General features: G+C 35.4%; 21 protein-coding genes. 8 read left to right on the top strand and 13 right to left on the bottom strand.

Features of this window, described 5'->3' with window-relative positions; translation table 11 throughout:
- Positions 1–18: 18 nt before the first annotated feature.
- From AC1QSP_RS10415 to AC1QSP_RS10375, 9 genes are all read right to left on the bottom strand, one after another.
- A complete protein-coding gene (locus AC1QSP_RS10415) occupies positions 19–2,220 on the bottom strand; it encodes a M1 family metallopeptidase (protein ID WP_484078638.1) in 2,202 nt (733 codons plus the stop codon).
- A gap of 84 nt (positions 2,221–2,304) precedes the next feature.
- On the bottom strand, positions 2,305–3,534 hold the full coding sequence (locus AC1QSP_RS10410) for a DUF6051 family protein (RefSeq protein WP_484078637.1): 1,230 nt from the start codon (positions 3,532–3,534) through the stop codon (positions 2,305–2,307).
- Between the two features lie 160 nt (positions 3,535–3,694).
- Entirely contained in the window at positions 3,695–4,306 is a 612-nt protein-coding gene (locus AC1QSP_RS10405; RefSeq protein ID WP_484078636.1) for a DUF4254 domain-containing protein, read from the bottom strand.
- A gap of 91 nt (positions 4,307–4,397) precedes the next feature.
- Positions 4,398–4,568, bottom strand: a complete 171-nt coding sequence (locus AC1QSP_RS10400) for a twin-arginine translocase TatA/TatE family subunit (RefSeq protein ID WP_322971364.1) — start codon at positions 4,566–4,568, stop codon at positions 4,398–4,400.
- Between the two features lie 37 nt (positions 4,569–4,605).
- Positions 4,606–6,273: a murein hydrolase activator EnvC family protein gene (locus AC1QSP_RS10395; protein ID WP_484078635.1), complete on the bottom strand. Its 1,668-nt coding sequence runs from the start codon at positions 6,271–6,273 to the stop codon at positions 4,606–4,608.
- Complete coding sequence (lolB1, locus tag AC1QSP_RS10390; RefSeq protein WP_484078634.1) at positions 6,273–7,064, bottom strand: lipoprotein insertase outer membrane protein LolB1; 792 nt, start codon at positions 7,062–7,064, stop codon at positions 6,273–6,275. The genes AC1QSP_RS10395 and lolB1 overlap by 1 nt, the downstream gene beginning before the upstream one ends.
- Before the next feature lie 11 nt (positions 7,065–7,075).
- Positions 7,076–8,098, bottom strand: coding sequence for a sugar phosphate nucleotidyltransferase (locus AC1QSP_RS10385; RefSeq protein ID WP_484078633.1), 1,023 nt, complete (start codon positions 8,096–8,098; stop codon positions 7,076–7,078).
- 28 nt (positions 8,099–8,126) lie between these two features.
- The gene (gene dut / locus AC1QSP_RS10380; RefSeq protein ID WP_322971369.1) at positions 8,127–8,558 is read right to left on the bottom strand and encodes a dUTP diphosphatase; all 432 of its coding nucleotides are present in this window, start codon (positions 8,556–8,558) and stop codon (positions 8,127–8,129) included.
- A gap of 5 nt (positions 8,559–8,563) precedes the next feature.
- Entirely contained in the window at positions 8,564–9,985 is a 1,422-nt protein-coding gene (locus AC1QSP_RS10375; RefSeq protein ID WP_484078632.1) for a lipopolysaccharide biosynthesis protein, read from the bottom strand.
- A 94-nt stretch (positions 9,986–10,079) separates the two neighbouring features.
- Here AC1QSP_RS10375 and AC1QSP_RS10370 point away from each other — a divergent pair, with 94 nt between their 5' ends.
- From AC1QSP_RS10370 to AC1QSP_RS10335, 8 genes are all read left to right on the top strand, one after another.
- The gene (locus AC1QSP_RS10370) at positions 10,080–11,081 is read left to right on the top strand and encodes an NAD(P)H-dependent glycerol-3-phosphate dehydrogenase (protein WP_484078631.1); all 1,002 of its coding nucleotides are present in this window, start codon (positions 10,080–10,082) and stop codon (positions 11,079–11,081) included.
- A 1-nt stretch (position 11,082) separates the two neighbouring features.
- Complete coding sequence (locus AC1QSP_RS10365) at positions 11,083–11,493, top strand: hypothetical protein (protein ID WP_484078630.1); 411 nt, start codon at positions 11,083–11,085, stop codon at positions 11,491–11,493.
- 140 nt (positions 11,494–11,633) lie between these two features.
- Positions 11,634–11,915: a hypothetical protein gene (locus AC1QSP_RS10360; protein ID WP_484078629.1), complete on the top strand. Its 282-nt coding sequence runs from the start codon at positions 11,634–11,636 to the stop codon at positions 11,913–11,915.
- 120 nt (positions 11,916–12,035) lie between these two features.
- On the top strand, positions 12,036–12,344 hold the full coding sequence (locus AC1QSP_RS10355) for a hypothetical protein (protein ID WP_484078628.1): 309 nt from the start codon (positions 12,036–12,038) through the stop codon (positions 12,342–12,344).
- A 7-nt stretch (positions 12,345–12,351) separates the two neighbouring features.
- Positions 12,352–14,004: a hypothetical protein gene (locus AC1QSP_RS10350; protein WP_484078627.1), complete on the top strand. Its 1,653-nt coding sequence runs from the start codon at positions 12,352–12,354 to the stop codon at positions 14,002–14,004.
- Positions 14,005–14,166: 162 nt separating this feature from the next.
- Positions 14,167–15,045 carry a bifunctional 5,10-methylenetetrahydrofolate dehydrogenase/5,10-methenyltetrahydrofolate cyclohydrolase gene (locus AC1QSP_RS10345; RefSeq protein ID WP_484078626.1) on the top strand — a complete coding sequence of 293 codons (879 nt, stop codon included), beginning with the start codon at positions 14,167–14,169 and terminating at the stop codon, positions 15,043–15,045.
- A gap of 3 nt (positions 15,046–15,048) precedes the next feature.
- Positions 15,049–15,696, top strand: a complete 648-nt coding sequence (locus AC1QSP_RS10340) for a 7-carboxy-7-deazaguanine synthase QueE (protein WP_484078625.1) — start codon at positions 15,049–15,051, stop codon at positions 15,694–15,696.
- Between the two features lie 120 nt (positions 15,697–15,816).
- The gene (locus tag AC1QSP_RS10335; RefSeq protein ID WP_484078624.1) at positions 15,817–16,335 is read left to right on the top strand and encodes a plastocyanin/azurin family copper-binding protein; all 519 of its coding nucleotides are present in this window, start codon (positions 15,817–15,819) and stop codon (positions 16,333–16,335) included.
- Between the two features lie 287 nt (positions 16,336–16,622).
- On the opposite strand, the gene aspA is transcribed toward AC1QSP_RS10335, so the two are convergent.
- From aspA to AC1QSP_RS10315, 4 genes are all read right to left on the bottom strand, one after another.
- Positions 16,623–18,023, bottom strand: a complete 1,401-nt coding sequence (gene aspA, locus AC1QSP_RS10330; protein ID WP_484078623.1) for an aspartate ammonia-lyase — start codon at positions 18,021–18,023, stop codon at positions 16,623–16,625.
- 212 nt (positions 18,024–18,235) lie between these two features.
- Positions 18,236–19,888 (bottom strand): glucose-6-phosphate isomerase, encoded by a 1,653-nt coding sequence (gene pgi, locus AC1QSP_RS10325; RefSeq protein ID WP_484078622.1) that lies wholly within the window; start codon positions 19,886–19,888, stop codon positions 18,236–18,238.
- A gap of 57 nt (positions 19,889–19,945) precedes the next feature.
- A complete protein-coding gene (locus AC1QSP_RS10320) occupies positions 19,946–20,080 on the bottom strand; it encodes a hypothetical protein (RefSeq protein ID WP_484078621.1) in 135 nt (44 codons plus the stop codon).
- A gap of 439 nt (positions 20,081–20,519) precedes the next feature.
- Positions 20,520–21,413 (bottom strand): hypothetical protein, encoded by an 894-nt coding sequence (locus tag AC1QSP_RS10315; protein WP_484078620.1) that lies wholly within the window; start codon positions 21,411–21,413, stop codon positions 20,520–20,522.
- Between the last annotated feature and the right edge of the window lie 35 nt (positions 21,414–21,448).

The raw sequence follows: 21,448 nt of genomic DNA, 5'->3' as shown, positions 1-21,448 counted from the left end.
CTTTTCTTAATAAATTTATTATTTCTTTTTGAATTCAAATTCTTGTACCCCTTGTTTTAAAACAAATGATTTTAAATCTTCATGATAAGTCACTACAATTTCGGCTTCATCAAATGAAAAAACGTGATCTCCTTCATAGGTCAATGGAAATGCTGGTTGATTCGGAACTTGAGCCATCAAATGATTATTTTCTAATTTAATTTCAATATCCATCCCAATCATCGCGTTATGAAATGTTCCTAAAAAAGCATTGATATCCAATCGACCAAGGGAAGCAGGTTCCTTTAATTTCATCGTATTGTTCGTTATATCTGCATCAGGATAAGCTCCTTTCGGATCCAATTTGACTTGTTTTACTTCTTTCGTTGTTGGGATTTTAAATGTCCATTCCGTATTACGTTTCCATACTTCGATCGGTAGTTTCTTTTCCATCTTCGTTCCATCCATAAATTCAACCTCAACCGTTGTAGGCATTGGCAATTGCCCTTTATTTTCCACCGTCACAACCAGCCCTTGGCTCATATCCCCATTGACATATTTAGCCGATTTGATGCCTTGATCAATTTTCCATTTGTTCAAGAACCATCCTCTCCAGAACCATGACAATTCTTCCCCTGTTACATTCTCGATGGTACGGAAAAAATCTTCTGGTGTTGGATGTTTATACGCCCAGTAATCAATGTATGTTCGTAAGGCTTTATCAAATCGTTCAGGTCCAATTATATGTTCACGCAATAATGTCAATCCTGCTCCTGGTTTGTAATACAATAAAGCACCAATATTACGTTCGCGCATATTATCCGGTTGAGTCATCACTGGTTCAAATCCATCATTATTGAACATATTCGCCATGCGTTGAAACGATTGTGGCTTATGATACTCCCCATTATTGAACTTCTCCGTAGAAATATCATTGATAAACGTATTGAATCCTTCATCCATCCATCCATGTACACGTTCATTCGACCCTACAATCATAGGGAACCAGATGTGTCCAAACTCATGATCGGTTACCCCCCATAAACTTTCACCTTTCGAATCCATATGACAAAATACAATTCCGGGATATTCCATACCTCCTTCATTTCCTGCTACATTTACTGCTGTTGGATAAGGATATTCAGACCATTGGCGTGAATAGTGTTCGATGGATGCTTTAGTATATTCCGTTGAACGAGACCATGCCTCTTGGCCATCACTTTCTACGGGATAAGCCGAAATCGCAAGGGCATGTTGACCGGATGGTAAATTAATCTTCGCTGCATCTAAAATAAATGCTGAGGAAGAAGCCCATGCAAAATCTCGGGTATTTTTAATTTTAAATTTCCATGTTTTATTTTTTGATGAGGTCTTCTGATCGGCTTCCACTTCGGCTGCTGAACGAATCATCACTGTTTGATCGCTTTTTTTAGCGCTCTCCCAACGTTTCAATTGTTCAGACGAATACACCTCTTTTGGATTCAGTAATTCTCCTGATCCCACCACATAATGATGAGCTGGTGCAGTAATGGTAGCAGTTACATCTCCATATTCCAAATAAAATTCTCCTGGTCCTAAATACGGCAACGTATTCCACCCTTGGATATCATCATATACGGCCATTCGTGGAAACCATTGGGCGATCGTATATATTTTACCATTTTTGGTCTCAATAATCCCTGTACGATCAGCCCCCTCATAAGGCACCGTATAAGAGTATTCGACTTTAATTTTGGCCTTACCTCCTTTTGGTTTTAACGCTTTTGCCAAATCAATTTGCATACGCGTATCAATCACATCATATTTCACAGGCTTACCATCGACTGTCACAGATTTGATTTGATATCCTCCATTAAATTCAGATCCTGCATCTCCGTAACGACTACCCGACATTGGCAACAAAGAAGAACCTCTTGAATTTTTATCGAATAAATTCTGATCCAATTGCAACCATAAAAATTCTAATGAATCAAAACTATTGTTGGTGTACGTAATTTCAGAGTAACCCGAAATTTCATTCGTCTGATCATTTAAAGTCACATTCAAATGATAATCGGCACGATTTTGCCAATAATTATGCCCCGGCTTTCCACTCGCAGAACGTGTTTCTGTGGCATTATTTTGATAAAATAAAGGCTTAAATGCTTCGTGATAATCATACGTTGGTGCGTCTTGAGCATTGGCTTGAAACGTTACCAAACCTAAAAGCAACACCATAGCTTTTGAAAAATTTTTATTCATTTGTCGTTTTTTATAAAAGGATGAGAGATAAAAATACCTCTTATTTTTCAATAAGAGGTAGATATAAATAAGAATTTGTATTTTTTATGAATTATAAAAATCACTGGCTGAAGTCATAAACGCATTGAATGCCGTAGTGACTTCTTCCTGAATTTTATTGGTTAATGGGAATGGAACCATATGAGAATAATCGAAAGGGAAATCTTGAATTTCGACATCTACTTTGATGCTACGATATCCCCCTTGTAATGTATTCAATGCTTCCATAGGTGGAGCCACTTCATCTTTTTCTAAAACATATGCTTTAACTTGACTTTGAATTTCTTTAATTCGTGTCTCTCTCTGTTTTTGGAAATAATTATAACGCAACATCATTTTAAACCAACTTTCTTGTTGATGCAATTCTTCATTTTGGAAGTGACCTAAACGTCGATCCGATTTGAACTCAGAACTTAATAATTCCGCAAAAACCGTTTGCATTTTAATTGCTGCGCGGGCATCCATAATGTATTTAGAAATCGGGAACATTCGGTCTATCGTCATTCCACCACAAAAACAAAATAACTTCGAATCTTTAAAGATACCTTCAGGATCCGCCATTTTAAGAATCATCGATAAAAAAGAACCAATCGAATACCCAAATAAGTCGAAAGAGGAGTCAGTTGAAATACTTTTAATTTCATTTGCTCGTATACTTTTAACCAATGAGATAACATCAGAATACGTTTGGAATCCTGACCAGAAAATTCGTTGAGGATGTGCCTCTAAACGAGAACTGATGGCAGCATTCACAAAAGAACAATCAGAATTATCTTTAAAATTCTTTTTACGGAAATTAGATACTTCTACCATCGCATGTCGATCCGACCAAATTTCTTCCGCTCGGTTCATATGGAAAGCAATTGGATACAATACAATCGCTTTTTTGGTTCTTTGTGCCAGTTCATAAGCCCATGGCAAATATTTATCCCAACGTTTTTCATTTAAACCATGAAAAAAGATAATCGACCCTTCTGCGCGATCAATATCTGCACGTTTTAAAATATAATAGTCAAAGCTTTTGTTGCACTCGATGTCATAATCTCTAGAATCTACCGAAGGTAATCCGTAGAATATGTGCGATTTATCTTCATTGGTACTAAACTCAAGATTATGCTTATCACAACGATAGGTAGGAGAACCGTGTAGTAAATTCCCTTTTTGAGAATCAAAATGAATTGTTTCAATCGTCAAATTTAAATCTTCTGCCATTTCAAAAGTAGATTTGTTTTCAAATCGTTCTTTTAAAATTTCATATAACTCATTGTAATTCATAAGTATAACATCTTAAAGTTCTAGAACTTTATTTTTTTATTCTTGTATAAATGATATAACCTCAAAGTTATAAAATTATTATGCATGCCGAACAGTTTACACCAAAAAAAAGCCCAACGAAAGTTGAGCTTTAAATGATTATCATTTCAGATTAAAAATCTTATTTTTTATTGGCGTATAAAACAGGGTTTAAAAACTCATCATTGTACATCTTCATTTGTTTGTACACTTTCATGTATTTGTTTCCTGCTTTAAAATCTTCTAATAACTCTTCGATTGCTGTTGACAAATCAATATGTTGCTGTTTTAATACGTCTAATTTTGCTTGACAAGCAGCAATATGTTCAGGAGTAGCATCTGTACGATCAACTTCTTGTTGCATGTGGTAAACTTTTAACGATAAAATCGAAAAGCGATCCACCGCCCAAGCAGGAGATTCGGTATTAATCTTTGCATCCGCTTTTACTTCAACATCGGCATATTGTTGTAAAAACCAGCTATCGACGTACTCTACCATATCCGTACGTTCTTGATTTGATTTATCAATCCATCGTTTTAAACTTAACGCTTCCACAGGATCAATTTGAGGATCACGAATGATATCTTCTAAATGCCACTGAACCGTATCAATCCAGTTTTTTTTGTATAACAAGTGCTCTAATAAATTAGACTCGTCGTAAGGATTTTCGATTGGTTTGTTAACGTCGTCGAATTTATGGTAATCGTTAATTGATTGGTTGAAAATCGCCCAAGCTTTTTCTGTAAACGTCATTACTGTACTTATGTTTTGTATTATAAAATAAAAGCATTGTAATTAAAAAGTTGTTTCAACTACAATGCTTTATATAATTTAAAATTATATTTTAATTTTCTTTCTTAGGATCTTGGTCCTTATCTTCATTTTTCGTAGCATCTTTGAATTCTTTAATTCCAGATCCTAATCCTCTCATTAATTCTGGAATTTTCTTTCCTCCAAATAATAAAAGAACTACGATAATAATAAGAATCCATTCTTTACCTCCAAACATTCCCATATTGAACTGATTTTAATGCAAATATACTTAATTTATGTTACATTCCTGCAATCCATTGTGCAGGATTTTGTCTTGTTGATCCATTCCAAACTTGGAAGTTCATCACCGTTTCCCCTGTAGGAGAGGTATCAATTAATCCTAATAATTGTCCACGCCCTACTTTATCACCTTTAGAAACATTCACACTGGATAAATTGGTATACACGGTAAAATAAGAGCCATGACTCACCAATACGGCTTTGTTTCCTCCTGGTACGGCCATTACTGTTGTTACAGTACCTTCAAATACTGCTCTTGCACTAGAACCTTTTCCTGTGGCAATATCCACACCACTGTTCACGGTTGTAATGTTTGATAAGATTGGATGCGAATTCGTTCCAAAATGACTCACTACTCGACCTTTTGCTACCGGCCATGGTAAACGTCCTTTATTGGCTAAGAAATCTCCTGACAATGATCCTGAATCAGGTTTATCGTCAAAATTCTCTGCTGGTTTTGGTTTATCCGCTACCACTACTTTTTCTTTTTCAGGAACCTTAGTTACGACTTTGGCTTCAGCTTCGGCTTTGGCTTTGGCTTCGGCTTCAGCACGGGCAGCTGCAATTTTACGTTGATCTTCTTCTTTTTGTGCTTTAAGACGCGCTTCTTCTTCCGCTTTACGTTGCGCGATAATACGCTGACGTTCGGCTTCGGCTTCTCTTTCTAATTGCTCAAATTTAGCAATTTCAGTTCGCGCCGTCGAAGCAAAACTTCCTTTCGGATGTTCTTTTAAATACAATTGATAAGAAGATTTCGTGTGATTTGATCGCGCCACATTCCATGCTTTTGCATCGGCTTGGATAATCGCAATATTACGACGAGCTGCAGAGGCATAATCACCTTTTTGGTGTTCTTTTAAATACTCATTATAAGCTGCTACAGTATTGGCAGAACGCGCAGCATCCCAATCTCTTTTGTCTTTTTCTGCTCTTAATTTGGCTTGACGAATTTCTTCTTCAATTATCGCTTTAATTTGAGCATCAATCTGACGTTGAGCAGCTTGTTTTGCATTAATTTCTGCGGCAATTACATCTTCATTTTTACGGAATTCAGCGACAGCTCGTTCTTTTTCCAAACGTTCTTTTTCCAACGATTGACTAAATAATTGCTGCTGAGTTAAGACTTTTTCTTTGTCTTGTTTTGCTTTTTCGCGTTGATCTTTCTTCTTTTTAATGTCCGAAGTTTTTCCAATAATTTCTTCAGCTTGCGCCAATTGGTAATCCGAATATTTTTCCAAATATTTTACACGACGATACGCTTGACTTAAACTTTTAGAAGATAATACAAATAAAAGTTTATTGTCAGCTGAACGGTTTTTATAAGCTTTGATTAAAATCTTTTTATAATCATCTTTTAAAACCTCTAATTCGCGCGAAAGTTTATTGATTTCTAATTGTGTCAAATAAATTTCATCCTCAATAAAGCGTTTCTCTTTGCTTAAATTGTTGACTAATTTGGTTTGAGTATCTATTTTTTTCGAAAGATTTTGCACATATTCAACATTCAACTTTGAGCCTTCTTGATTTTTTTTCAAAGCTTGGCTCAACTGTAGAATCTCTTTCTTTAATTGTGCATTTTGTTTTTGCAAATTCTCTTTGTTATACGGCACTTGGGCACTAGCCCAAATGCTAAAAGAGCATAAAATTGCGGTTAAAACAATCCTCATTATTTTATTTCTTTTTTCTTATACCCACTTGGAATTGAGAAAGGTGTGTTCGTTTCTTGATATGTAAAACTATTATATTCCAAATCCACTTGACGCGTTTTTTTATCTTTTATAATAATTTTAACATTTTTAGGAAACTCTTCCTCACCAGATTTGGTCCAATTTGCATATTCAATATCCACTTCCATGTTACGCTTCGGATCTTTTAAGTGCGCTTCTTTTAAACGAAACCCTTGATCAAAAACGTAGGTTTGGATGTATTCTCCTGCTTGGGGGTTGGACTGAATTTGAGTATTTTTATTATAGCTTACAAGATATTGATTTTGATTCAACTGAGCCGTATAATCCGAAGCATTTAAATCCACAAAAACTTTTCCTAACATTAAATTCTGAAGTTTTTGGTAATCAATAAAGTCAACTTTTAAAAGTTTGTTTGCCAATGAGAAATCGCCTTCATAATACGTACCACCAATTTTTTCATAGGCCGCAAATCCTTCAGGTGTAATCTGAGCACGCGCCCCTGTAAACCCAAATTTAGTGGCATTTACCCAAATCTTAGATCCATTTTTGACATATATTGTTGCTTTCACATCTCCTGAGATCTCTTCTAAATCGGCTGAAACATTGGCCTGGATCGTTAAGTGGTTAAACTTCGATGTTTTTGTTAAGGTTTGAGCGATGATTTTTTGAGATTCTGAAATCGTTGGAATCGTTTGATCTTCTACAACTTTGGTTGTTGTACAACTTGTTACGGCAAAGGCTAGACCTAAGATCAGGGCAATATATTTCATATGTTTTTCTTTTAAGCGTCGTGCGATTTAAAGTCCAATTCAGAGTAATCTCCTAATGAAATGCTACGAGAAACCCCATAATATTTTGCATGATTACCAATCATTGTATCTGTTAAATTCGCATTTTCGATGATTGAATGTTCTTGAATTAATGAATTGTCAATGTTAGAACATTCAACTTTTGTTCCATTTCCTAACGAAACATTTGGTCCAATTTTCGAATTTTTAATCACCACATCATCTCCAATAAAACACGGAGGGATAATTAATGAATTTTCAATTATTGCATTCGGATTTATCTCTGTATAATCCGATTGATCTAAGTTTAAGATACGTGTATTCGTTTCAACGGTTACTGCTTTGTTTCCACAGTCCATCCACTCGTCAACTTTTCCTAACGTAAATTGATCCCCTTTGGCACGCATACTTTCTAAAGCATCTGTCAATTGGTACTCTCCACCTGTTGTGATGTTGTGTTCAATCAGATGTTCAATTTCTTTGTATAACTTTTGACCGTTACTGAAGAAGTAAATTCCAATAATCGCTAAATCCGAAACAAACTCTTTCGGTTTTTCAACGAAATCTGTAATCACTTCGTTTTCGTCTAATTTTACGACTCCAAAAGCTGATGGATTATCCACTTGTTTCACCCAAACCACACCATCAGATTCCATATCTAATTTGAAATCTGCACGGAATAATGTATCTGCATAAGCCACTACTACAGGACCATCTAAGGCTTCTTTCGCCATCCAAATAGAATGTGCTGTTCCAAGTGGTTCTAATTGATGACAAATCGTTCCTTTTGCGCCTAATTTTTCTGCAATTGCAATTAAATCCGCTTCTACTTCAGCTCCGAAATCACCGATTACAAAGGCTATTTCTTCAATTTTCTCTGAACACACCTTTGCAATATCTTCTACTAAACGGTGTACAATGGGTTTACCTGCAATAGGAATTAAAGGTTTAGGCGTTGTTAATGTATGTGGGCGTAAACGTGATCCACGTCCCGCCATTGGGATAATAATTTTCATTTATTTTATTCTCTTGTTCAGTTAGTTGTTATTTACCTGTACTTCCGAAACCTCCTGCTCCACGTGCTGTTTCATCTAAAACTTCCACCGTTTCCCAAGAAATAGTTTCATGCTTTGCAATCACCAATTGAGCAATACGCTCTCCATCTTCAATCGTATACGGATCATTCGAAACATTCGCGATAATCACCCCGATTTCTCCACGATAATCAGCATCAATTGTACCCGGAGAATTTAAACATGTTAAACCATGCTTTAACGCCATACCACTACGAGGACGAACTTGTGCCTCGTATCCTGCCGGCAATTCAATGAATAATCCGGTTGGAATTAAACGTCTTTCTAAAGGTTTTAATTCAATAGGCGCATCAATATTCGCGGTTAAATCCATTCCAGCAGATAAAGCTGTTTTATATTCTGGTAAAGGGTGTTTCGATTGATTGATTACTTTTACTTTCATGGGATTTATTTCTGTATCAGTTTTTTAATTGTTTTTCGCTCTGCGATAAATAGGAATGCAATGTACGAGATTAATAAAAGATTACCAATAATCAAATTGGATTCTAAAACATAATAATTCATCGTGGCAATCCCTATGGCAAAGCACATGTAAAGGATAATTTTACGGGTTTGATATGGAATAGGATATGCTTTTTGTCCCCATACATACGAGATAATCATCATACTTCCATAAGCAATTAAAGTGGCCCAAGCGGAGACCATAAATCCGTATTTTGGCAATAAAACTAAATTTAAAATCACAGTGATTGCACCTCCGATTAAAGAGATTCGAGTTCCGACATTGGTACGATCCGTAACTTTATACCAAGTGGATAAATTATAATAGATGCCATAGAAAAGATTTGCAATCAGAATAATAGGAACAATATCCAACGCTATCCAAAATGACGATTTCGGAATAAAGATGTGTTTGATCCAATCCACGTTAGCCAATATTCCTAAAATGACTACATTACAAATCAAACTAAAAAAGAAAAGGATGTTGGCATACATTTGTTTGGCATCTTTGTCTTTCGCTACTTTAAAGAAGAAAGGTTCAATCCCCATGCGATAAGCTGTAACAAACAATGTCATTAAAGTCGCCAATTTATAGCACGCAGCATACGATCCGGCATCCGCTTCACTGATCAATTGACGTTGAACCAATTTATCAAAATTTTCATTTAAAATAAATCCAAGCCCGGCAATCATAATAGGATATCCATAAGCAAACATCTTCTTCAACAAGGCGCCATCAAATTGAAATTGAACCTTTCGGATAACACCTATTAGAAGCACTACGCCTAAAATACTAGCAATTAAATTGGATATAAAAGGATACGATATGGTATTCGTAAATCCTAAATTTACCATGAAATCAGTAGAAACATAATATAAGAGTACGATGGTTAAAACGGCTTGAAAAACGTTTTGAAAAACTTTAATGGCTGAATAGTAAATGGGTTTATTCTGGAATCGTAAAACAGCAAAAGGAATAACACAAAGGGTATCAAAAAAAGCAATCCATCCAAACCATAACAAATATTCGGGATTCTGCGTATAGTTTGCAAAATCAGCTAACGGTTGAAGAAAAGCATATAAAATAACCATCATTACTGTTGAAGTTAATGTCATAAACCAAAACGCGGTGTTTAACACTTTTTGGTACATCCCTTCTTCGGTCGCATAGCGAAAAAACGCCGTTTCGAATCCGAACGTTAAAATCACATTCAAAAAAGATACAGCAGCATACAGCTGTCCAAAAATAGAGAAATCTGTTTCGGCAGTTTTCCCAATAATAAAGGGATTTAAGGCGAACATAATCAATCGTGGCAAGATGGATCCAATCCCATAAATGATGGTTTCGCTAAATAATTTTTTATACAATTTAATAGAGTTTAAATAAAATTCAAATGCTTTTGAAAATACAAAAATAGGTATTCTACAAATTTTGTAACTTTGTAAGTTCAATAAAATTAATATGATTGAGTTATCAAATCGTAAAGTTGGGTTAATAGGGAACGGAAGTTGGGCAACAGCGATTGCTAAAATGCTGAGTAAAAACCTAGAATCATTCAACTGGTGGGTGAAGGACGAATACGTGAAAAATCACATCGAAAAAAATCGTCACAATCCCAATTATTTGACAGACGCAGAGTTTAACCCTGCACGATTAAAAATATCAACCGATATCAATGAAGTGGTAGCCAATTCGGATATCATCTTTATTGTAGTTCCTTCTATTTATGTCGAGAATTGTTTAAGCAAATTAACCATTTCGCTGAAAGATAAATTTATAGTAACCTCAATCAAAGGAATTATTCCTAACCATTATAAAGCGGTAGGTCAATATTTATTTGATGAATTCAACTTGAAACAAGAACAATTAGGAATTGTCAGTGGACCTTGTCATGCCGAAGAAGTAGCGCTAGAACGTCTATCTTATCTTACGATTGCTGCACTAGATGAAAATAAAGCCAAAATTGTTTCCGATTGTTTGGCCTGTGATTTTATCAATACCAAATTATCAAATGATATCTTCGGTACTGAATATGGTGCAATCTTAAAGAATATTTATGCCATTGCAGCAGGTATCGCCCATGGTTTAGGATATGGCGATAATTTCCAAGCCGTTTTAATGAGTAATGCCATTCGAGAAATGAATAGCATCTTAAAAGAAGTGGATAAAACGAAACGTAAAATCAATGACTCGGCCTATTTAGGTGATTTATTGGTTACCGGTTATTCTAACTTCTCGCGTAATCGAATGTTTGGAAATATGATCGGTAAAGGATATACGGTGAAATCAACCATTATGGAAATGAATATGGTTGCTGAAGGATACTATGCCACAAAAGGGGTGGCGATTATGAATGAGGGATACAAAATTAAAGCGCCTATTATTCATGCGGTATACAGTATTCTTTATGAAGGTCAAAATGCCGCAAAAACCATGGCTAAATTATCTAAAAAATTAGATTAAGATGATCAAACAAGATTTTATTTCAAAATATATCCAAGAATTAGCGAAGACCTTAGCCAAAATCATGGCTTTAGAAATTGGAAATTCTGATGAAGGATTTTTAATCCTATTCAATCAAATGTTACTCGCTTATTATAAGATTGACGACAATCAGTTGGAGGTATTATGTCTTGAAAATCAAGAACGCGATCAATTCCTGTTGGCCGATGAACTTCGCAAGAAGAACATTCTGACCTACTTAAAAGCAACTAGGCTATATCTAAGAAACAATTCCCAAGAAAAAGCTGAAAATTGTTTTAAGATCGTAGAAAGAATTAAGAATACGCATACTGGAATTTTCCAATTTCCAACCGAAGAAGATCAACGCATCGAAGAAGAATACAATAGATTAAAAGAGAAATTTTACATTTAGTTAATTTCTTTCTATCATACCAAGGGATGTTCTACAAGGAATATCCCTTTTTTTTTGTTTTTAAAAAAGGAAAAGACGCCGAATAAATTATTAAGTATTTACAAATCAATTAACACCCTTAAACAGTATTGTAAAAATAAATGTTGTTTCGTATATTTGTAGCTAATTTTTTAAACCTAACTATTACAAATCAAAAACATGAAAAAGCATTTATTTTATGTGCATTAGGTTCTATCTTGGCCTTTACACAAGTAGGGATTAACACAAACGAACCTCAAGCTTCTTTAGATGTTCAAGCAGCCCCTCATACAACTACGGTGTCGGATGGAATTATTGCTCCTCGTCTTACAGGCGATCAATTAAAAGCAAAAGACTCTGCGTATCAAACCCCTCAAACGGGAGCTATTGTGTATGTAACGTAACGTTTAACTTCTGAACCCACTTCAAAAACCATAAAAGTAAAAGATCCAGGATACTACTATTTCGACGGAGAAATTTGGCAAGCTGTTGAAAGCACTCAACAAAAGCAAGATTGGTTCTACATGCCATCATTCAACTTGGATATGAGTTCGTTGGAAGAAAAGACAGTGGATTTGTATGCTAATTACCGTTCTCAATTTACCAAGCAATCCAATAAATATTTTTCGAGCATCAACACCACTTCTCTTGTATCTAATTTAGAAGCTCCATTGTTTGAAGCCCATGAGTTAGAATACATTGTAACATTCTATGATGAACGATACATTACCATCCATGGAATTACACCTGAAGGAGTAATGACTTATACCGTGAATAACACAAATCCTCCTGTAAATTCATTCATCAACATCATTCTTAAACCTTTAAAATAACGTGGTGATGACATATTTAAAATATTTAGGAATATTGCTGAGCATATGTTCCACATTGGTGCATGCACAAAAAGAAAATTACAATTGGGTATTCGGAGACTACGCCGGTTTAACATGGAATACTTTACAGAATTATACGGGTACTGATGCTTTTGGAATCTCAGGAGGAGATGCACTATTACAAGGAATTCCTACAGCATTTACTTCTAAAATTAAAACATCTGAAGGTTGTTTTAATGTTTCTAATTATAATGGCGATTTATTGTTTTATTCCGATGGAATACAAGTTTGGGAAAGACTCCCAACAGGTGACGCCATTATTGCGAATGGTACAGGATTAACAGGAAATGCCAGCTCTGTTCAATCCGGTATTATTTTACCCTATCCAGGAAATGCATCGAGTTATATTGCCGTAACTTTAAATACAAAAGATGGATCAAATGCTCCGATTACAACAGAAGAAGTTCAAAAATACCTTTCGTGGAGTCCAATTGTGAAAAATACACAGACCAATCGCTATGAAATTCCAGAAGGGAAAAAAAATATCACCATAAACCCACCAGAAGGGCAATTTTATAAAGAAATTGTAAACGCTGTACGCCATTCCAACAAAAAAGATTTTTGGTTAGTTGCTCCATCACGGAAGATTGATAATACAACGAATCGTAATTATTACCAATTATCTGTTTATAAAGTCGATGAAGATGGAATCGCTCTAACCCCTACTTTACAAGATGGTGGTTTAGAATATGTTCAAACCAATATCGTTACCCATTTCACCTCATATGGTCAAATTAAATTCAACAAAAGTGGCAATCGTTTAGCTTTAATTTCTCATAACCGTAACGCCGGAAATACGGTGTATAACAATTTATTAATTGCGGATTTCAACAGTGAAACAGGGCAAATCACCAATTTAAGTCAACGATCGATTGGGGTTGCCAATGAACAAACTTATAGTATTGAATTTGATCCTTCGGATCAATACGTCTACATTACATCGCTAACAAATACTCCTGATGCAGTAAATAATCGAAAATATACACTTTATATCTTTAAAGTAAGTGAGCTCATCAACCCTTCCATTGCCACAGCGAATTTGACAGACTATGGGTTAAAAACGGGCACAGTAACAAACGGTTCAACAGTACACTTCGGTGCAATATCAACAGGTGTTGATAACCGTATGTACATTACTGAAAATGGAACACGAAACTTATTTGTGATTACCAATCCAGAAAATCCAGAAGCTAAAAAGATTTATCGCCTAAATAATATTTTACCTCAAGGATCTTTAGCGCGTTTAGGTCTTCCTTCCTATGCCTCTTTTTATTTTAATGTGAATATGAATGAGGTCAACATTTGTAAGGATACTCCTACTACCTTTACCATTAATATCACAGGTGGCGAAGGAGGTGATAATTATTCAAGAACTGAAATTAACTTTGGAGATCAATCACCTATTGTTACGCTCAATAATGAAGGTTTAAACAAATCTTATACCTTAACGCATCAATATCCGAACGATGGCGTTTATACGATTCAGATGACCAGCTATGATTTACAAAATCAAATCATAGAAGCTTCATCCAGTACAGTGGAAGCCGTTGTATCTACATGTCAAATCAAAGTAAATCCTCATATTCGAATCAATCTCTAATTTTGAGGAACAAAAAGACATCAGCCGTTTCAATGAAACGTTTTTTTTATTTCTTATTTTAAACCTCAATTGTCTAACGCGGCCGATAAATTCATTGAAATCATTTTCACCCTTTCTCTAAATCGTTATTTTGTTCTTATCTTTGCGCAAACACAACAAACAATGCAAATTTTAGATGGTATTAAACTTTCAAAAGAGATCAAACAAGAGATCAAGGCGAAAGTAGAATCGTTCAAAGAACAAGGAAAACGTGTACCGCATTTAGGTGCCATTTTAGTTGGAAACGACGGAGCATCACGCACCTATGTTGACAACAAAATTAAAGATTGTCATTTTGTAGGTTTTGAATCATCAGAACTTATTTTAGAAGATACAATCACACAAGAAGAATTAATTGCTAAAATCCAAGAATGGAATAACGATTCCAATTTAGACGGTTTTATCGTTCAATTGCCATTGCCAAAACACATCGATCAAGAAGCCGTGATTAATGCCATTGATCCCAACAAAGATGTGGATGGATTCCATCCGATGAATTTTGGAAAAATGGCGTTAGAAATGGAAACGTTCTTACCAGCTACTCCGTATGGAATCATGGAAATGTTAGAGCGTTATAATGTTCCAACAGCAGGTAAACATACCGTTGTTATTGGTCGTTCGCGCATTGTGGGGCGTCCGATGTCCATTTTAATGAGTAAAAATGGTCATCCTGGAAACAGTACAGTAACCATTACACATTCTAAAACACAGGATTTAGCAAAATTCACAAAAGATGCAGATATTGTCATCACCGCTTTAGGGGTTCCTGAATTCTTAAAAGCCGATATGGTAAAGGATGGTGTTGTTATTGTTGACGTTGGTATTACGCGCGTCGACGATCCAACTGCTCCAAGAGGATTTAAATTAGCAGGTGATGTGGATTTCGAAAACGTAAAAGAAAAAGCTTCTTGGATTACGCCTGTACCAGGTGGTGTGGGACCAATGACAAGAGCCATGTTATTAAAAAATACCCTATTGGCTTACAATAGAAATAATAAATAAAAAATGATTAACATTACATCCACTACAACAGAACAACAACAGCTACTAAAAGAAGGGAAGTTATTACCGATTATGGAGCACTTCTATACCATCCAAGGAGAAGGAGCTTATACCGGTGTAGCCACCTATTTTATTCGTTTAGGAGGTTGCGATGTCGGTTGCCATTGGTGTGATGTTAAAGACAGTTGGGATGCAGAAAAACATCCGTTAACATTGGTTGAAGATATCGTAGAAATTGCAACATCTCAAGCTTCGATCATCGTTATTACAGGTGGTGAACCTTTAATGTGGGATTTATCTTATTTAACGGAAAAATTACATGAAAAAGGAGCGCGCATCCATATGGAAACTTCTGGTGCATATCCCATGTCTGGAGCCATTGATTGGGTTTGTTTATCGCCTAAAAAAACAATGCTCCCAAAAGACGATGTTTGTACCGTTGCACACGAATTAAAATGCATCATCTACAATCAGCATGATTTTCAATTCGCTGAAGAACAAGCTGCTCGTGTAGGAAAAGATTGCCTTTTATATTTGCAAACAGAATGGAGTAAAAGAGATAAAAATCTTCCAGAAATTGTCGAATATGTAAAGAAAAATCCCAAATGGAGAATTTCTTTACAAACGCATAAATACTTAGATATCCCTTAGTTTTTAGTATAACATTTCAAAAAGAGTATCCTCATCGGATGCTCTTTTTTTTATCTTTTGTATTCCCTTGCACATCTCTTTAAATTAACGTAACTTCATAAGAAATTAAAAGTTTACCATATGAAAAAGTATTGTGTTATCGCCTTAGCATTACCCTTCTTTTATGCTTGTACCAAAGAAGAAAAAAGCAATGCTAACCCTGATATCATCGAATATCATGAAGGAGAACAGAAAGAAACTCCTGTTGATCAATCCGCTAAAGCCATTAATCAAATTGCCATAAAAGCGAACGAAGATATGACCTACAGCGTCAATCAATTTGTGGTGAAACAGGGGGAAGAAATTACCTTAACGTTAGTTAATGTAGGAACAAGCTCGAAAGAAGCCATGGGCCATAATCTTGTTATTTTAAAACAGGGGGTCGATTTAAATGATTTCTTATTTGCTGCCTCATCAGAGAAAGAAAACGATTATATTCCAAAAGATAAACCAAATGATATGGTGGTTTACACCAAATTATTAGGCCCAAAAGAAAGTGATCAAATTAAATTTACTTTGGATCAAAAAGGAACCTATACTTTCGTTTGTACGTTCCCAGGTCATGCGGGAACCATGCAAGGAAAAATAACAGTCATATAAGGTCAATTTCAACCATAATTGACAGATGTATTCAAATCGGACTGACATCATAAAAAAGGGAGTTTTCGGAACGCTTGATTCAGAAACTCCCTTTAATTCTATAAATCCAATAGAATTAAAATATTTTTCTATAAAAAATAGTTTTGGCACAGCATTTGTAATTAACCTATATGTATAAGATTTAGTAGAGTAAATTTTGTCCTCATGTGTTAATTTTAAGCCTGAAGAAGTTCAGGCTTTTTTTGTGCCTTCTGGCCAAGAAAAAGCCCAGCAAGCTGGGCTAAACATCAAACAATTTGTGGCGCTAACATGTTTTGAGGATTTAGAATTTCATCCAAACGACTCTTAGTTAGCAATTCATATTCAATTACGAGTTGGTAAACGCCTTTACCCGTTAATAAAGCTTCTTTTGCAATTTTCGTAGCCATTTTATAACCAATATAAGGATTTAAGGCCGTGACAATCCCGATGCTATTTTTCACCAATTGTTCCGCCACTTCTTTGTTCGCAACAATTCCTTCCACACATTTTGATTTTAAGGTAGAAATTCCATTTTGCATCAAGGTCATGGATTCCATCAATGATTGAACGATTATAGGCTCCATCACATTCAGCTGCAACTGACCTGCTTCTGCAGCCATCATAATCGTAGTATCGTTTCCGATAACTTTAAAACACACCTGATTTAACACTTCTGGAATAACGGGGTTCACCTTACCCGGCATAATGGATGATCCTGCCTGCATCGCAGGCAAAGAGATTTCTCCTAAACCAGCGCGTGGTCCAGATGAAAGCAAACGTAAATCATTACAAATTTTGGAAAGTTTGATGGCCAATCGTTTTAAAGCCGACGAATATTCCACAAAACAAGAGGTATCTGAAGTCGCCTCCATTAAATTCGGGGCCACATAAACAGGAATCCCTGTAATATTTTTTAAATTTTTAGCACACAACGCAGGAAATTCATAAGGGGCGTTAATTCCTGTACCAATCGCTGTTCCTCCCATATGAATGGCTAAAAATTCTTCTCGTGCCATTTTTAATCGTTTTAATTCCTTTTCCAGGGTAAAAGCAAACACTTCGAATTCTTGACCCATTGTCATGGGTACTGCATCTTGCAGTTGGGTACGGCCCATTTTCATGATCGACTGAAATTCAATTCCTTTAATACGAAATACCGTCACTAAGTCTTCCAATTGATGATATAAATCTTCATGCATTTGGTACAAAGCCATTTTGACTGCTGTAGGATAGGCATCATTGGTCGATTGTGCTAAATTAATATGGTCATTAGGAGAACAAAATTCATATTCCCCCTTCTTGTATCCCATAATTTCTAACGCCCGATTCGCAATCACTTCATTTATATTCATATTCACCGAAGTTCCTGCGCCTCCTTGAATCATATCGACCGGGAATTGATCATTCAGTTGGCCATCGATTACATCCAAACACGCCTGTCGAATGGCTTGATATAATTTTTCATCTAACGCATGAGTCTCCAAATTGGTTTGAGCAGCCGCTAATTTAACTTGGGCAAGAGATTGAATAAAAATTGGATAATCACTCAATTTCTCTTTCGAAAGATTAAAATTTTCGACAGCTCGCATGGTTTGAATCCCATAATAAGCATGAGCAGGAACATCCAAGTCCCCAATTAAATCACTTTCCACTCGATGTAAATTCATATTTGCGTGTTTTTGTTATTAGACCCTACAAAAAAACAATATTAATTTATAAAAAACAATATTTTAAAGCGAATCACCCTTATTTTTTAAGGGGTGTTTTAATTTTATTTAATTGTAATTCATAAAATAGGAAGTTTTTTAAGGGGTTCAAACAAAAAAAAGAGGAATATTCATCGAATACCCCTCCATTTCTTATCGTTGATGAGAAATTTTTACTTTCTCCAATATTTATACGCATTGATTAAACCATTCGTCGACGAATCATGAGACTTCACCGGCTCATCATTCGCTAATTCTGGTAAAATAACATTCGCCAATTGCTTTCCTAACTCTACACCCCATTGATCAAATGAGAATATATTCCAAATCACCCCTTGAACATAAATTTTATGCTCGTACATAGCGATTAAATTACCTAATACACGTGGTGTAAGAACTTCATATAAAATAGAATTCGTTGGACGATTTCCTTCAAAAATTTTAAAGGGTGTTAAGAATTCAATCTCTTCTGGGGATTTCCCGGCTTGTTGTAATTCTGCAATTACCGTTGCTCGATCTTTTCCAAATGCTAACGCTTCCGTTTGAGCAAAAAAGTTCGATAACAATTTCGCGTGGTGATCGCCCAATACATTCAATGAATTAGCCCCTGCAATAAAATCAGCGGGAATCAATTTCGTTCCTTGGTGAATCAATTGATAGAAGGCATGTTGTCCGTTAGTTCCTGGCTCACCCCAAATAATCGGTCCTGTTTCATAATCAACCGGCTGACCATCTCGTCCAATGGATTTACCATTAGATTCCATATCACCTTGCTGAAAATAAGCAGCAAAACGCGATAAATATTGTTCGTACGGCAATAAAGCAACGGAATCAGCACCAAAGAAATTGTTGTACCAAATTCCGATTAAAGCCAATACCACGGGAATATTTTGATCTAATGTTTCTGTTTTAAAATGAAGGTCCATTTCATGAGCCCCTTCAAGCAACTCCTCGAAATGTTCGAATCCAACGGCTAAAGCAATGCTTAAACCAATGGCACTCCACAACGAGTAACGACCACCAACCCAATCCCAGAATTGGAACATATTCGCTGTATCGATTCCAAAATCAGCGACTCCTTGAGCATTGGTAGATAACGCCACAAAATGTTTTGCAACATCAGATGCAGCTGCACCATGCTCCAATAACCATTGCTTCGCTGTAAAGGCATTCGTCATTGTTTCTTGTGTCGTGAACGTTTTCGATGCAACAATAAATAATGTCGTTTCAGGATTCACCACTTTAAATGTTTCCGCTAAATGGGTTCCATCAATATTGGATACAAAATGAACATTTAATCGTGTTTTATAATGTTTTAACGCTTCCGTCACCATCACAGGCCCTAAGTCTGAACCTCCGATTCCGATGTTGACCACATCTGTAATTTCTTTTCCCGTAAATCCTTTCCATTCACCAGAGATCACTTTTTCAGTGAAAGATTTCATTTGGTCTAATACAGCATTGATTTGAGGCATCACATCTTCACCATGAACCAAAACTTCATCATTCGAACGGTTACGTAAAGCCGTGTGCAATACAGCACGACCTTCCGTCACATTAATCACGTCCCCTTGAAACATTTGTTGAATGGCTTCATCAACACCTGTTTCTTTAGCCAATTCCACCAATAACTCAATGGTTTCAGCTGTAATGCGGTTCTTTGAATAATCCACCAATAAAGAGGGATACTGAATCGAGAATAGTTCAAAACGTTTTGGATTCGCTTCAAATAATGCTTTAATGGATGTATGTTGAATCGCTTCGTAATGGGCTTGTAATTTTTTCCAAGCCGAAGTCGTCGTTGGATTGATCGTTTTTAATGCCATAATCTGTTTGTTACTTAACAAATTTAAGCATTTCAGCTACACGATAAAAAGAGAATATTAACGATAACGATTGAAGTGTTGGATATTTTTTTTAATGGATGAATCTTTTCCTAATTCGTAATTCATAATTCGTACTTCGTAATTCATAAATCGTAAATCAGCATGGCACTGAGGTTTTACGTTATACGTCATACGTTTTACGTTTCAATTTATCTCAAAACCCATAACCCGTTAAGCGTTAAGCGTTAAGCGTTAAGCGAAGTTAGTAGTTAGTAGTTATTAGTTAGAACAAAAGTAAATTTTTCACTTTTCTCTTTTCACTTTTCACTTTTAGTTATTCACTAATCTTTTTACTTTATACAAAAAACAAAACGTATAACCTAAAACGTACCACGTATAACGTAAGACGAAGTTAGTAGTTAGAAAGTTAATTTTACAATCCATCAATCGTAATTCGTAATTCGTAATTCCTAATTCCTTACATCTTATGTCTTAGAACTTAGAACTAAAAAAGAGAACCAACTTCCATTGATTCCCTTTCCTATATCTTTGATGATTTATCATTTCGTAAATCCTAATTCACAATTCGTAATTCGTAATTCGTACTTCGTAATTCACAATTCCCTCTCCCTTATTTCACTCCCATAATTTTTTGCGCTTCATCCCTCCAAGGTTTGAAATCACAATGTTTTAGAATCGCTTCATAATACGTTTTAGAAACAGGATCATTAGGATCTAAATTATCCAATAAAAGACGGATAAACCCGAATCGAATTGTTTTCGATTGAATCTGACTCAAGATCTGTTCAGGATCAGTTCCACGGTTCAATTGTTCATCGAAATAATAAATAACAATATTGCGATAACTTGTAAACTGTTTATAATCGTCTTCGTTATCTAAATTGAAACGTTTGAAATCAATAAAATCGACCGGTAATTGGGGTTTAGTCGGATTGAAATAGGCATACGAATCGCGGTAAGCATATAACAATTGAAATTCGTTGAAGTAAATATTACGTTGTTCGATAGTTTCAAATGATTTTTCTAGCCCTTTCGATTTTAGAATTTGACGCAACTGATTGGTAAAATCATTGATGTTGTCTAAATACTGATCTGGATCCAAACGAAAAAGATGTTCGTTCGCCATCCAATCATTCAACATCACTTCTTTTTCATATAAAAATAAGTTTCGATCCGCTCCTTTACCTTTATAATAGAACGTTTGATCAAATTTTTGTAAGTCTACCGTCATCGCAATACTATCGCCCGGAATCAAATACATCGGAAATTCTTCGCGATCTAATGCTAAGGTTTTATACCCTTCTTGATTCAACTGAACGGTATCCGAAAAATTACCATCAAAATCCAAGGCGAATCCCTTTTCGCGTTCATTTAAAATCAAATAAACACTATCAAAAGTCGCATTTTTGATTTGACCACTAAATGTGATAAACTGTGTTTCTTTCTTTTTCTCTCCACAAGAAAAAAGAATTAAAATCGGAAGAATGATTCCCCAAAACTTCATTTTCATTGCTGTATTCCTTCCTTACAAAAGTATAA

It is taken from the genome of Faecalibacter sp., assembly GCF_057177045.1.
The sequence above is the reverse complement of the archived record's forward strand: the minus strand, read 5'-3'. Positions and strand labels throughout refer to the sequence as shown.